Source organism: Flavobacterium sp. FG19, from assembly GCF_057809475.1.
In genome coordinates, this window is sequence record NZ_JBMDKA010000031.1 from 59,256 (window position 1) to 73,535 (window position 14,280).

Here is a 14,280-nt window from a genome sequence, read left to right on the forward strand (position 1 = left end):
CACATGAAAAGTACAATCTTAAAATCGTCATTATCTTTTTTAGTACTGGCAGCCGTAACCGCTTCCTGTTCTAAAAAAGAAGGATTTACTATTAACGGTACCATCGCCGGATTAGACAAAGGAATGGTTTATCTGGAAAATACAGATGAAAACGGAAATAATAAAATTGCAGATTCTGCAGAAATCAAGCCGGGTGGGACTTTTGTCTTTACCGGAAAAGTATCCGAACCTTTGTTATACAGTATTAAACTTAAAGGACAGGACTTTGGGGCTTTTTTCCTGCTGGATAATGAAGACATAAAACTAGAAGCGCAGAAAGATTCTATTTTTAAAGCTAAAGTTACCGGGTCTGCACAAAATGATGTTTACAAATCGTATTACGATATTGAATTCAAAAAAATCCAGAATGTTGCCGGACCAATCTACAAATTATCCGATTCGTTAACCCAAAACGGAAAAGTAGAATTATCAGGAGATCAGAAAAAGGCAATGGATAAAAAGTGGAAAGACCTTGATACTTTTGCTGTTGATCTGACAGATAAATTCATTAGAAAAAATAAAGATAAAACGGCCGCAGTTCTCGTAATTAACGACCGTATTGTATCCTATGGAACTCCGGAACAGGTAAAAATGTATTATGCCCTTTTATCTCCTGAAATACAAAAATCGATTTACGGAAAACAATTAAAAAAGGCCATTGAAATTAATGATAAAACAGCCATAGGTGTTGCTGCGCCAGAGTTTTCTCAAACGGATGTTAACGGAAAAGTGGTAAAACTTTCAGATTACAAAGGAAAATATGTTTTAGTAGATTTCTGGGCTTCCTGGTGCGGACCGTGCCGAAAAGAAAATCCAAATGTAGTTCTGGCTTACAAAACCTATCACGAAAAAGGATTTGATGTTTTAGGCGTTTCCCTGGACAATAAAAAAGAACCTTGGGAAAAGGCCGTAGAAAAAGACGGATTAACCTGGACTCATGTTTCAGACTTAAAAGGATGGCAGAATGAAGCTGCTGTTTTATACGGTGTAAAAATGGTGCCAACCAACTACTTAATTGGCCCTGACGGAAAAATCGTTGCCAAAAATCTTAGAGAAGCCGAGCTGCAGTCTAAGTTGAAAGAAATTTTCAGTAAATCATAGATTAGTATCCAGTCTCCAGTCACAGTTTTCAGTCTCAGTAAAAACTGAAAACTGTGATTGTGACTGAAAACTAAAAAAAATCATAAAACATGAAAAAGTACATCTTCGTGGGCTATTGCTCACTAGCTTTCTGCACCCTTATTTCAGCGCAGAATAAATCAGTTAACTTCAGGAAAATAAAAGAATTAGGCGGTATAGAAGAATATTTATACCAGCCAAACGGTATGAGTGTTTTACTGCTGCAGGACAATGCTTCACCGGTTGCAACGGTGCAGATTGTGTATCGTGTAGGTTCTAAACATGAGGTTTTAGGAAACACGGGATCTACGCACCTTTTAGAACATTTGATGTTTAAGGGAACGCCCAGTTTCAACAAAAAGAACGGAAATACCATTACTGATGTGCTTCAGAATACGGGAGCACAGTTAAACGCCACGACCTGGTACGACAGAACCAACTATTTTGAAACGCTGCCAAGTGATAAAATCGAACTGGCCATTCAGATTGAAGCCGACAGAATGCGAAACTCTTTATTGCTTAAAGAAGACAAAGAAGCCGAAATGACGGTAGTTCGTAACGAATTTGAGCGCGGAGAAAACAATCCGAATAGTTTACTGGACAAAGAAATCTGGGCTTCGGCCTATATTGCACATCCGTATCATCATTCAACAATTGGATGGAAATCAGATATTGAAAATGCGCCAATCGAAGTTTTACGTAATTTCTACAATACCTATTATTGGCCGGATAATGCCACTTTAACCATTATTGGCGACTTTAAAAAAGAGAATGTTTTTGAACTGATCGAAAAATATTTCGGAAAAATTACAAAAGCACCGCACGTTATGCCGCAGCCTTATACGCAGGAACCGGAGCAATACGGTGCCCGTAAAATAGTAGTAAGAAAACCGGGAGAATTAGGTGTAATAAACAAAGCCTATAAAATTCCGGGTGCTTTACACGAAGATCTTCCGGCTTTGAATATTTTGGGAGAAATTATAGGTTCAGGGCCTTCAGCAATTTTAAATAAAACTTTTGTTGACAGCCGTTTAGGAATTTATGCGTATGCAAGTGCAACAAATTTCAAAGAAGTCGGTCTTTTTACCATTGGCGTTGGTTTTCCAACCTCATCTAAACATGAAGATATCGATGCAAAAATCAGCGAAGTGGTAGCAAAAATTCAAAAAGGAGGTGTAACACAGGATGAGGTAAACAGAGTAGTGGCCAAAATCAGTGCGCAGACTATTTTAGGAAGAGACGGTTCTGGCGTAATTGCATCAGAATTAAACGAAGCCATTGCTTCGGGAGACTGGACCGATTACGTAACAGGAGTTGACAGGCTGAAAAAAGTAACTCCGGCAGATGTATTACGTGTCGCTCAAAAATATTTGGTTGAAGACCAGAGTACAACAGGCTATTTTATCCCGAAACAATCCGGATCTCAAAATCAGGATACAACTCAGGGGAATAATTTTATGCCGGAAAACGGACCGTTTTACTACAGACATTCAGAAGAGGGGCATACGCACGAAGAACCAGCATCAGCTCTTTTATCAGAACCTGAAAACATCAGTAAAACCGATTTTGAAAATACTGTAATTGAAAAAACGGCTTCGGCTTACAAAAGAGAAAAAGTATCCGGAATAGATGTGATTTCGGTAAAAACGTCAGCCAAAGATTTTGTTACTGCCGCCGCCAGTATTTCGTTAGGAAATTATGCCAACGAAGGCAAAAATAATATGATTCCGGCTTTGACAGCATCGATGTTATCAAAAGGAACTACGCTGAATGACAAATTCAAATTCTCAGAAAAACTGCAGAAATTAGGTGTAAACCTAAACATAAATGCCTCGACTTTTAAAATCAATATTGGCTTTAAATGCCTGAAAAAAGATTTGGATCAGGTAATAGTTTTATTGGCCGAAGAATTAAGAAATCCGTTATTTGATGTCAAAGAATTTGAAAACTTAAAACAGCAGTTTATCGGGAACACCCAGCAGGATTTAAACGATCCGGGCGAAAGAGGAAGTATCGCATTATCTCAGGCTATTTATCCAAAAGCGAACCCGAATTACAGTTTAAGCGTAGAAGATAATATCGTCAATATTAAAAATGCCACCTTAGATGAAGTAAAAGCTTTCCACAAAAAATATTTCGGACCGGCTTCGATGCATTTAGTAATTGTGGGAGATACAGAGGGAGCCAATTTGAACGCTTCGTTAAAAAAATCATTCAAAAACTGGAATGGTGGTATAACAGAAAACATGAAGTTTGAGGAAGCCGTAAAAACCAGTGCAAAAACAGAAGTGGTAACCATTCCGGAAAAACCAAGTGCCGAATTGTTCATTGGGCAGTATACAGGTTTAAAAAGAACCGATGCCGATTATATTCCGTTTTATATTGCCAATTATACTTTAGGTGCCGGATTTGCAGGGCGTTTAATGCAGACTGTTCGTGACAATGATGGTTTAACTTATAATATCTCATCTGGATTAGGAGGTAATATTGCAACTGGAGGTTATTGGTTTGTGAATGCCTCTTTCAACCCGGCCTTGTTTCAAAAAGGGTTAGATGCCACAATGGTTCAGGTAGACAAATGGGTAAAAGACGGAATCACCGCAGCAGAACTGGAAAACAAGAAAACCAATTTAATTGGAAGTTTTAAAGTAGGAATGTCTACCACAAACGGAATGGCACGAACTATTTTAGGTTTTGTAGAAAGAGGTCTGGAACCAAACTATATTGAACAATATCCAAAAGATATAGAAAAAGTTACACTACAGCAGGTAAATGATGCCGTTAAAAAATACATTCAGTTAGACAAAATGATCATCATCAAATCAGGCTCTCTGGATAAAGACGGAAATCCTTTGAAGTAGTATTCTCAGTCTCAGTGTTCAGTTTCGCTGTAATCTGTAAACTGAGACTGAGAACTGAAAACTAAGTCTAATCGTTAAAAATAAATTTTAATAGTCGTCTTTCATTATTTCATTTTAAAATCTGAATTAGTAAGCATTTTTTATTTGTGAAAGACCCAAAAGAGCTGTTTGCCGACAGCTCTTTTTTAAATACCACATCAAAAAAATGAAAAATAGTATCATAACCTTTCTGTTACTGCTTTCTGCGGGTATGTCGGCCCAAATGTACAATCCTGTTAAATGGTCGACCACTGTAGAAAAAGTTTCAGAGAAAGAATATATTTTAAAAGCCAAAGCCGTAATACAATCCGGCTGGCATTTGTACGGACAGTATATCGAAGAAGGCGGACCGTCTCCAACGGCTTTTACCTTCAAAAACCCGCAGAAGAAATTTGAGTTACTGGGTAAAACAACCGAGGAAAAAGGACACGAAACCATCGATAAAATCTTCGATATGAAAATCAAATATTTCGAAGACAAAGCGGTTTTTACACAAAAAATCAGAATCATTTCAGACAATGTTTCGAGCATTACAGCCGATGTTGATTTTATGGTCTGTGACGACAGTAATTGTTTACCACCGTCAACAGAAGAACTGACTTTTAAAATTCCGGCAGAAAAGAAAACAGCTGCTGTGGAAGAAATTTCCGCTGTCAAAAAAGATGCTGCAGCAGCACAGGATGTAACTTTTGTAAAAGCAGTTGATAAAACAGAGCACACAGAAAAAGCAGTTGTAACTCCCTCTAAGAAAGAAGAATCCAGAGGTTTGCTGAGCATTTTTATTATTGCTTTTTTATCAGGATTTGCAGCATTATTAACACCTTGTGTTTTCCCAATGATCCCTATGACGGTAAGTTATTTTACCAAACAGAGCAAAACAAAGGCAGCCGGAATCCGTAATGCCATGATTTACGGGTTTTCAATTGTAATTATTTATGTTTTATTAGGATCTATTGTAACCGCAGTTTTTGGTGCCGATTCTCTGAATGCCCTTTCAACAAACGTCTGGTTCAACCTGATTTTCTTTGTTTTATTGGTTGTTTTTGCCTGTTCTTTTTTAGGCGCATTCGAAATCATGCTGCCAAATGCATTAGCCAACAAAGTTGATTCACAAGCCGATAGAGGCGGACTGATCGGGATTTTCTTTATGGCCCTGGCTTTAGCGATAGTATCCTTTTCGTGTACAGGTCCAATTGTGGGAACTTTATTGGTCGAAGCAGCTTCAAAAGGCGGAATTGCACCCATCGTTGGAATGTTAGGCTTTTCAATCGCTATTGCTTTACCATTTTCGTTATTTGCTGCCTTTCCGGGCTGGTTAAATGCACTGCCAAAATCAGGCGGGTGGCTCAATACGGTAAAAGTTGTTTTAGGATTTTTAGAACTGGCTTTAGCTTTTAAATTTTTGTCGAATGCCGATTTGGTTTTACAGCTGCACTGGCTGGAAAGAGAAGTTTTTCTGGCGATCTGGATTGCGGTTTTTGGAATGCTGGCTTTTTATTTATTCGGAAAAATTACCCTGCCGCACGATTCGCCAGTTAATCATATTTCGGTAGGAAGATTAAGCTTTGGATTGATCGTTTTAACCTTTACAATTTATTTAATTCCGGGACTTTGGGGCGCACCGCTTAAACTTATCAGCGGATTTCCGCCACCAATGCATTACAGCGAATCTCCTGACGGATTAGGAGCTAAAAACACCATAGAAACAGTCCAGTCAGCCTTGCCCGAAGGAGCAGAACATGGTCCGCAGAATATCATCACGTTTCATGATTATAACAAGGGAATGGAATACGCCAAAAAAGAAGGAAAACCGGTTTTACTTGATTTTACCGGATATGCCTGCGTTAACTGCCGAAAAATGGAAGAACTCGTTTGGTCTGATTCTAAAGTGCTGGGCGTATTAAACAACGATGTGGTTTTGATTTCGTTGTATGTCGATGATAAAAAAGAGCTGCCGGAAAACGAACAGTATGTTTCTGAAACAACCGGAAAAAAAATAAAAACGATAGGGAACAAATGGAGCGATCTGCAGATTAAAACCTATAAAGCCAATGCCCAGCCGTTTTATGTAATTGTTGACCACAACAGTAATTCTTTAACCGAAACCTCAGCCTATAATCCTGATATCGAAGAATATTACAATTGGCTGCAGTCCGGAATTAAAAACTTTAAAAAATAAACCATTTTATAATGAGACAGGAAATGGATACTATTTTGAAAACAAAACCAAGTAAACTCGAAAGTTATTTTTCAGAATTCAGAGAAAATACAATTGGCGTAAATCACAGGTTCGAATCGGTTTACGGAACACAAAATTTGCTATACGCCGACTGGATTGCCAGCGGCCGACTGTATTTTCCGATTGAGGATATAATGCTGCGCAAAATCGGCCCTATGATTGCCAATACGCATTCATTTTCCAGTCAGACCGGAAAAGCGTCAACGTATGCCTATCAGCATGCCAGACAGCTTATTAAAAAACATGTAAACGCTTCCCAATCGGATTGTCTTGTGGCGGCCGGAACGGGAATGACAGCGGCTTTAAACAAACTGCAGCGTATTATGGGACTGCGTTCTGAAGATAATATTTACAACATAAAACTCCATTTAGAGGATGAGAGACCAGTCGTTTTTATCACCCATATGGAACACCATTCCAATCAGGTTCCGTGGTACGAAACCATTGCCGATGTGGTTGTTCTGCCCTGTGGGAAAAACAATTTAGTCGATCCGGAAATATTGGAACAGGAAATCAAAAAATATGAAAACAGGACGCTTAAAATAGGTTCTTTTACCGCCTGTTCTAATGTAACCGGAATTATTACGCCTTATCATGAACTGGCTAAAATAATGCATCAAAATGGAGGGTATTGTTTTGTTGATTTTGCTGCTTCGGCACCTTATGTTCAGATTGATATGCATCCTGAAGATCCGGAAGAACAATTGGATGCGATTTTCTTTTCGCCGCATAAATTTCTGGGCGGACCCGGAACCTGTGGTATTTTGATTTTCAATGAAAAACTGTATCAATCGAATTTTCCGGATAATCCGGGCGGCGGGAACGTAAAATGTACCAATCCTTGGGGCGGTTATCATTACAGCGATGCAATTGAAGTTAAAGAAGATGGCGGAACTCCCGGATTTCTGCAGGTAATGCGTACCGCTTTATGCCTGGAATTAAAAGACAAAATGAAGGTTCAGAACATGAAAAATAGGGAAACAGAACTTCTGAATCTTTGTTTTTCGGAACTGCAGAAAATAAAAGGTTTAACTATTTTAGGCGATTTGCAGACCGAAAGAATAGGCTGTGTTTCGTTTACGATCAAAGATATTCATTACAATTTAATCGTAAGGCTGTTAAACGACCGTTTCGGAATTCAGGTTCGTGGCGGCTGGTCGTGTGCGAGTACCTATGCACATTATCTGCTTGATATTGATGAAGAAAAATCGACAGCGATTACCAACGGAATCCTTCAGAAAAACCTAACCGAAAAACCGGGCTGGGTAAGGGTTTCACTTCATCCGACTATGAAAAACGAAGAACTTTTGTTTATCTGCGATGCCATTGAGCAGATCGTTTCAAATATTCGCAACTGGCAGAAAGCCTATCAATATAACTCCGTAACCAATGAGTTCGATCATCTTGAGGTAAAGGAAGTTATCGAAGAAGAAGTAAAAGAATGGTTCTCATTGCTATAAGACTAAATTGCCTCTGGATTTAGCCAGAGGCAATTTAATTTTTAATTAAACTGAAAACTGCGACTGAAAACTAAATTAGCACTACAGCGCAAGATCATAACGTTCCTCATTAAAGGTTTTTCCCCATTCCTGAACTTCTTCTGACTGCGTAAGTTTAAAACCGGCCATTTTATACATTTCAAGCGCTTTATCCTGCATACTCGTTGTAAGCAGAAACACATTTTTAAACTTCTTTTCTCTGCAGAAATCTACCGCGTCAGTCAATAGTTTTTTACCAATTCCAAGTCCCCTGAAAGACGGATCCAGCAGGAACCATCGCAATTGCGCTTCATTTTCCGGCTGATGAACAATAGCAATACAGCCCACGATTTTATTATGGTATTCCGCCATCCAGATACGGTCATTTTCAGGAGAATAATGTTCCAGGAAATGATAAAAAGTCTTGATGACATACTTTTCAAATTCGTTCGAGAAATTCGATTCGTTGCCATAGATAAAGCCGTGCAGGTAAATGATGTACCCAATATCGCCCGGTTTAATTTCATGACGATAGGTTATGTCACTGCGGAGCGGTTTGTTTTCAGACAGCAGGTTTTTTACCGTGTACATAGAATTGATCAGGTTTTCTTTTTCGAAGAAATCCAGTTTTTCAATTTTGTCTTCAATCTGTTGTTCTACCTTAGCGTTCAGCGAATTTAGTAATTGTGTACCAGAGGGACTGAGTTCAATATTATAGGCCCGTTTGTCCTCCGTTGAAGGTACTCTGGCAATAAGATTATCTTTTAAAAAACGTTTTAAAATCCGGCTTACATATCCTTTGTCGAGGTTCAGTATTTCGGTGATATTCTGGGCCGTAATCGTTTTGCTTTCGCTGATTTCGTACAGAATACGTACTTCAGTCAGTGAATATTCGCTTTCCAGATAATGCTGGCTTAAAATGTCTAAATGCGAAGTATAAAAACGGTTAAAACTTCTGATTTTTGAAGTTGTAGTAGTCATAATTTCAAATGTTGTAAAATGCAAATATATAAAAATAGTTGCTTTTGTCAACCAATTATAGGGAATTATAATAAATGCAAAAACGTTTTTAGAATATTTCTTATCAGCAGAAGAAAAATAGGTTTTTTAATTTATTTGATGTAGTATTGAAAAATAAAACTATTCTTATTTTTTAACAAAGTACAGAAGCCTTATCATTTATGACCAGAGTATTTTCAAAAGCTTTATTTGTTCTCGTAAATAGTATTTTTATTCCTCTGTCTTTTGGACAAAAACAAACTGCGAACAGATTTTATAACCAAACTGATTTTGAGAAAAACAAAGTCTATAATGAAGTATATAGTTTCTGGAATAAGGATCGAAGGAACTGGTTTTCGGCATCAGACGATACTTCAAAAACAGCTTATTTTGTAGATGCCCGAAATTATAAAGGAATCGTTAATTACGGGGTCACCTTTCGGACTAAAACGTTTAGGAACTTTCATTTTATAGAGCATTTATCCATGTGTTTTTTAAAAGTAGAAATCAGTAAGTGTACCTATAATCCAAAAGACAGTATCGCAGAAATTGAAGGTTTTGTGAGCGGGAATAATGATTGGAAGGCAAATGAATTTACTAAACACAAAAAGGAGAAAGAATACATCGAAATTTTTCTGGGAGAAAAAGCAAACACAACCCGGATTTGTTATTTAGGAAAAACGGTCAACAAAGATTCTGTCGAGGTAAAACGGAACAATAAAGAGGCTGATGAGTTTACTGTTCTGGATACCTTTCCGGCATTTTATTTTAAAAAGTATGCTTATCAGAAAATCAACCTTGGAGAAAAACAGTCTTTTAAAATAAGCGGCAAAATCACCAGGAATACACTGCTGGCTTTTGGTTACAGTTATTCGGAGATCTTCGACATCGGCGCCCTTATTTATGATCCGGAAAAGAGTAAGCGAAATAAAATAGTACCAAGGCAAAATTACGACTGTATTCCTGTAATTACAGCCAATAAATTAGTGGCAGACATTGAAAAAGAAGCAGCCGAAAAAAAGGAAAAAAACTATTATACGTATACCCAAAATGCTGAAAATTATATTTTAGGACGGCAGTATGGCAAAGCAAAAGAAGAGTACCAGCTTTTGGCCCGGACTTATCCTGTCCTTTTTGCAAGAGATATTCATAATGCTGTTCGCTGTGCTGTTTTGTCCAGAGATGTAAAAGCTGCTTTCTGGTGGGGTGAAAAACTGGCCCGCAAAGGGATTGATCTTTCGTATTTTAATGCTAAGATTTTTAATGGTCTTCGTAAAATTCCGGACTGGAAAAACTTTAGCAGTAAATATGACTCTATATCTAAAGCTGCAAAAACAAACTGGAATTTTCCCTTAAAAAAAGAATTAGAAAACCTGCTTCATGAAGATCAGGCGGAGTACGGACTGGAAAACCGGAAAAGCCCCAAAGTATTATATGAAACTACAGAAAGGCTTACAGGAAAGCTGATTGATTTGTTAAAGAAAGAAGGATTTCCGTCTGAAGAAAGGATAGGCAGTCCGGTTGTAAGAGATACCACTATAATATCATTTCCTGATTTTAATGTTTTAATCCTGCATGCGATACAGCAGCTGCCTCCAAATCTTAAAGACCTGAACGAGCTTCTGGACAAAAGCGGCAGTAGTCTGGAGTACGACCAGAAAAGGAACTTTAATAATACTGTAGGATACGGCTCGTGTTTTAGGATTTACAAAGGCAATTTATACAGTTCGAAAACATGTTCACAGACTAATAGTGTAGAGATTAGAAAAATAAGTTTTAAGTTCAACAACCCTAATGGTTTTATTATGGATTACGGCAATTTTGTAGTTGAAGCACATGATTCCAAAGATCCCAAAATGGTTGAAGAAGACTATCGAAAAAATTATAATTTAATCATGAAACTGACAGACGACTGGGAGTTTTATGATAAATATTAGTGTTATGATTTTGATTACAGTGAAGATGTAGACGATTTTTAATAATATCAGAATTGTAATAGTTTACAAATCAATGTCAGTGCTTTTTCCCTTTCAGCAAATTGATACTTACCGTAGCGGTATCAGCATCCGGGAACCGTTTAAAAACCGATTGATCCGGAAATAATCCTGCTTCTGCTGCAACCCTGTTAAAAACATCAATTTCCACAATATACTGATCCGAAAAGCCGTGTGTGGCATCATACGCTGTAGCGGGAGTTCGGCCTATATTTTGGGCGGTAAGTTTAGGATTTATAGTATGCAGTTCGATTAAAAGCAAACCAAATTTATGAACATAAGGCGACCATTTTTGTAAATGTTCCAGCAGATTATCTTCAACCAGATTGTTGCTGATTCGTTTTCCTTTGTAAGCAAAAGCACCTGTCGAAGTGCTGACTCTGTTTGGCTCCATATGTTTTGGTTCCTGCCAGATTCGGTTATGGTCCAGAAACGTTCGTACATTCAGCAGGTCTCTCAGGTCGATGTTGTAGTTTTCTTTAAGGTCATGAGCCAGCAGATCCGGACGTCCTATATCGCCCCAGATTACTTTTGCCCAGATATCCGCTTTGATCAAATTGGCTCTTGTAACTTTCAGTGCCGTTTGATTGTAATCGGCACCTACGAGAAACAGTGGATATTCGTCGAGCATTTTTCCTCGTAAAGTCTGCCTGTCAATTACTTCAAAAATATGCTGGAGGAAAGCGCCGTTGCCACAGCCCATATCGAGAATTCCTTTTGGCTGTTCTTCGATAGGAAGATTAAAAAGTTTGATCAGGATTTCATCAACGACTTTGAAATAGGTATCGTGAGCACCTCCGCTTCCCCAAACGTTCATTTCGCGGTCAACGTGAAGTTCGTTTTCGCCTTCGGCCGTTCTTAAAACATCCGGATTGCCAAAAATTAGTTCTTCGATTTTGGCGAATGTAGGCAGATACGAAACCGTAACGCCATAAGCACTGGCACGTTTGGCAAAAAACAAACCTGCCTCAGTAAACTGATAATTGCCGTTTTTTTCGAGAAACCAGCCCAGATGTACAAAAAAGTCCAGTATTTTTTTGAAGTTTTCAGGCGATTTATGAAACTCCTCAGGTCTGAAAGAAGTTTCCATAAAATACTTATGAAACATGCCGTTCATTGCCAGGCGAACTATGGTTGGGCCAATCAAATACCCTTCGATATGTTTTAAAATATGTTCCTGAATGCTGTTTTTCAGCGGATCAGCTGACGGTTCAATTCCGTATCTTGTTTTATATTTTTCAAAAATAAGATTGAGTTTTTCAAACGGAATATCTTCAAACAAACGAGGGTGAAATTGTACCGATAACTGCAGCAAGGCCACCACATCTTCATAAAGATGAAACAAGGAAAAAGCCGTTTCTGTTTTTTCGTTTACCGAAATTGTAATTTCCTGTGTTTGATTATCGACTTCATAATCCAGAAAACCCTGAGAAGCCAGAACCCGTAAACCTATGTTCAGATAGCCTTCATTGGCTTTAGAAGCAGTAGTAAGCTCAGATAAGGTGAGTTGTTTTTTATTTAAGATAAATTCTAAAACAGATTTATTTTTAAACGCAATAGCAACAGGAGCTGTTACAAGGCCGTCCAAATGCCTGAAAATGGAACTTAAAAGTTTTGATTTCTGGGTCATAGTACAAAAATGATGGTTACTTTAAAAATAGTGAATTTTTTGACTCATTGTACTTCCTTCTTTTTTTAGATTTGATTATAAAGGTTCTTTCTATGAATATATGAAATCAAGTAAATCACGAATCACTTTTTTACTTATAAAAGGTAATTTAATGTGTTAAATAGATTAAATATGATTGTAAAATATACTTAAAAGTGTATTTTTGTTTGTAAACGAATTATAATGTGAATATATTTGCTTTAGAAATATGGGATGATGAAGGTGCACAATGTACTTTTTATAGCGTTAGAAATGATTATAATGAAATAAATGAGACGGATTTATTCTTTGATAAATACGATCGTCTGCCAGAGTATAAAGAAGCAGGACAGGCACTTTTATCCTTTATCATAAACTCAATAGGTGAAGATCATGGTGCTATTGATGCCTTTTTTAACAGGGAAGAAAATCAGGTAAAAGGATTACCAGTTCAGGGTAAAGTTGTTATAGATGAAGTAACATATCATTATCCGGGATTTCCTTTAAGAATATATGCATTAAAGATCACAAATAATATTGTCATTCTTTTTAACGGAGGTATAAAAGATGGCCCGACAAATCAAACAAGTTCACTAAATATGGAATGGAGAGCAGCTTGTGAATTTGCAAAACGAATTAATGAAGCTCTTTTTGATCGCACCATTATTATTGATGAACTCAATAGAAAACTTACAAATTATGATGGTTCAGATGAAATCATCCTCTAAAAATTAAAACCAGAAATTATGAGAAGCAAAGTTGCCCAAAGAATTTTGTCAGAGACACCAGAGGAAACAAAAATCTTCGTAAAGATGTATGCTGATATAGTGGTTCGTGTGCATGAATTATTGAAAGCAAAAGGATTTAACCAAAAAGATTTAGCTCTAAAAATGGAAAAAAGTCCATCCGAAATTAACAAATGGCTTACAGGTGAACATAATTTTACATTGCGTTCATTAGCAAAATTAGAGGCAGAGTTAGGGGAAACAATTATAGAAATACCTCAGACAAAAGCTCTCTTTTCTAATTCAGGTAATAAAAGAGTGATCACGGTATATAAAAATACAAACATTAATACAACGGATGTAACTTATACAACTGCCTGGAAAAAATCTAAATCAAAAAAACATTTAGCAAATGTCAGCTAATATTTTACAGTCTGAAAAAATAGAAATTGTAGATTTTAAAATCATTAAAGGACAAATTAACAGCCCATTTGATTTTAATGAAGAAAACATAGAAGGACATTCCTTTAACGTAGATTTTGAATTAGGATTTAATCTTGAAGATAAACTTGTTAAAGCTGATTTTTCTGTAAATGTTGAAACTAAAAGCAGTAATAAAGACATTGAGGAAGCAGTAGGGAATTTTAGTTTTGTTTATATTTTTCATGTTGATAATCTTGAAGAATTAGCAATTCAAGGAGAGGATAGTACTATTACAGTAAATTCTTTTTTAGGAAATGCATTAGCTTCAATTACTTATTCAACATCAAGAGGAATTCTAATGACACGCTTTCAGGGCACTATCTTAAGAGATTTTATTTTGCCTATAATTGATCCAAATAGCTTATTAAAGTAAATGAAATTTCAAAGAGGCCGTCTCAAAAGGATAGCCTCTTTGAATAAAAGATACTATTTGCTAAAAAAAAACACTATGATAAACCCCAGAGGGGTATAATATTTATAGAATTTCAATAAGAAAATGAAAAAAGCTCCAGAGGAGCAACATATTCTTTTGCAATTTACATTATATGTCGCTCCTCTGGAGCTTTATATCGGAAACATTTACCCTATTCTATAAATAGGACGCTTCTCCTATGTTTGCCAAGTCAATTTACAAATATCTATAAAATGTAAATTTG

10 protein-coding genes are annotated in these 14,280 nt (G+C 36.9%); 8 read left to right on the forward strand and 2 right to left on the reverse strand.

The window, feature by feature from the left end; translation table 11 throughout:
• Positions 1–3: 3 nt before the first annotated feature.
• From ACODST_RS23580 to ACODST_RS23595, 4 genes are all read left to right on the forward strand, one after another.
• Positions 4–1,140, forward strand: a complete 1,137-nt coding sequence (locus ACODST_RS23580) for a redoxin domain-containing protein (protein WP_488934546.1) — start codon at positions 4–6, stop codon at positions 1,138–1,140.
• An 89-nt stretch (positions 1,141–1,229) separates the two neighbouring features.
• Positions 1,230–4,019, forward strand: coding sequence for a M16 family metallopeptidase (locus tag ACODST_RS23585; protein ID WP_488934547.1), 2,790 nt, complete (start codon positions 1,230–1,232; stop codon positions 4,017–4,019).
• 205 nt (positions 4,020–4,224) lie between these two features.
• Positions 4,225–6,237 (forward strand): protein-disulfide reductase DsbD family protein, encoded by a 2,013-nt coding sequence (locus ACODST_RS23590; RefSeq protein ID WP_488934548.1) that lies wholly within the window; start codon positions 4,225–4,227, stop codon positions 6,235–6,237.
• Positions 6,238–6,248: 11 nt separating this feature from the next.
• A complete protein-coding gene (locus tag ACODST_RS23595) occupies positions 6,249–7,757 on the forward strand; it encodes an aminotransferase class V-fold PLP-dependent enzyme (protein ID WP_488934549.1) in 1,509 nt (502 codons plus the stop codon).
• 81 nt (positions 7,758–7,838) lie between these two features.
• On the opposite strand, the gene ACODST_RS23600 is transcribed toward ACODST_RS23595, so the two are convergent.
• Entirely contained in the window at positions 7,839–8,756 is a 918-nt protein-coding gene (locus tag ACODST_RS23600; RefSeq protein ID WP_488934550.1) for a bifunctional helix-turn-helix transcriptional regulator/GNAT family N-acetyltransferase, read from the reverse strand.
• A gap of 200 nt (positions 8,757–8,956) precedes the next feature.
• Between ACODST_RS23600 and ACODST_RS23605 the strand changes: the two genes are divergently transcribed.
• Positions 8,957–10,711 carry a hypothetical protein gene (locus ACODST_RS23605; RefSeq protein WP_488934551.1) on the forward strand — a complete coding sequence of 585 codons (1,755 nt, stop codon included), beginning with the start codon at positions 8,957–8,959 and terminating at the stop codon, positions 10,709–10,711.
• A 76-nt stretch (positions 10,712–10,787) separates the two neighbouring features.
• Here ACODST_RS23605 and ACODST_RS23610 read toward each other — a convergent pair whose 3' ends face one another.
• The gene (locus ACODST_RS23610) at positions 10,788–12,398 is read right to left on the reverse strand and encodes a class I SAM-dependent methyltransferase (RefSeq protein WP_488934552.1); all 1,611 of its coding nucleotides are present in this window, start codon (positions 12,396–12,398) and stop codon (positions 10,788–10,790) included.
• A 224-nt stretch (positions 12,399–12,622) separates the two neighbouring features.
• Between ACODST_RS23610 and ACODST_RS23615 the strand changes: the two genes are divergently transcribed.
• From ACODST_RS23615 to ACODST_RS23625, 3 genes are read left to right on the forward strand one after another with little or no spacing between them, the layout of a single operon-like run.
• Positions 12,623–13,144, forward strand: coding sequence for a hypothetical protein (locus ACODST_RS23615; RefSeq protein WP_488934553.1), 522 nt, complete (start codon positions 12,623–12,625; stop codon positions 13,142–13,144).
• 18 nt (positions 13,145–13,162) lie between these two features.
• Positions 13,163–13,564: a helix-turn-helix domain-containing protein gene (locus tag ACODST_RS23620; protein WP_488934554.1), complete on the forward strand. Its 402-nt coding sequence runs from the start codon at positions 13,163–13,165 to the stop codon at positions 13,562–13,564.
• Positions 13,554–13,997, forward strand: a complete 444-nt coding sequence (locus ACODST_RS23625) for a hypothetical protein (protein WP_488934555.1) — start codon at positions 13,554–13,556, stop codon at positions 13,995–13,997. The genes ACODST_RS23620 and ACODST_RS23625 overlap by 11 nt, the downstream gene beginning before the upstream one ends.
• Positions 13,998–14,280: the final 283 nt, after the last annotated feature.

Excerpts from the sequence above, each read along its gene's own strand:
- ACODST_RS23620 (WP_488934554.1), top strand. The coding sequence starts at position 13,163 with ATGAGAAGCAAAGTTGCCCAAAGAATTTTGTCAGAGACACCAGAGGAA.
- ACODST_RS23585 (WP_488934547.1), top strand. The coding sequence starts at position 1,230 with ATGAAAAAGTACATCTTCGTGGGCTATTGCTCACTAGCTTTCTGCACC.
- ACODST_RS23580 (WP_488934546.1), top strand. The coding sequence starts at position 4 with ATGAAAAGTACAATCTTAAAATCGTCATTATCTTTTTTAGTACTGGCA.
- ACODST_RS23625 (WP_488934555.1), top strand. The coding sequence starts at position 13,554 with ATGTCAGCTAATATTTTACAGTCTGAAAAAATAGAAATTGTAGATTTT.
- ACODST_RS23590 (WP_488934548.1), top strand. The coding sequence starts at position 4,225 with ATGAAAAATAGTATCATAACCTTTCTGTTACTGCTTTCTGCGGGTATG.
- ACODST_RS23595 (WP_488934549.1), top strand. The coding sequence starts at position 6,249 with ATGAGACAGGAAATGGATACTATTTTGAAAACAAAACCAAGTAAACTC.
- ACODST_RS23610 (WP_488934552.1), bottom strand. The coding sequence starts at position 12,398 with ATGACCCAGAAATCAAAACTTTTAAGTTCCATTTTCAGGCATTTGGAC.
- ACODST_RS23605 (WP_488934551.1), top strand. The coding sequence starts at position 8,957 with ATGACCAGAGTATTTTCAAAAGCTTTATTTGTTCTCGTAAATAGTATT.
- ACODST_RS23600 (WP_488934550.1), bottom strand. The coding sequence starts at position 8,756 with ATGACTACTACAACTTCAAAAATCAGAAGTTTTAACCGTTTTTATACT.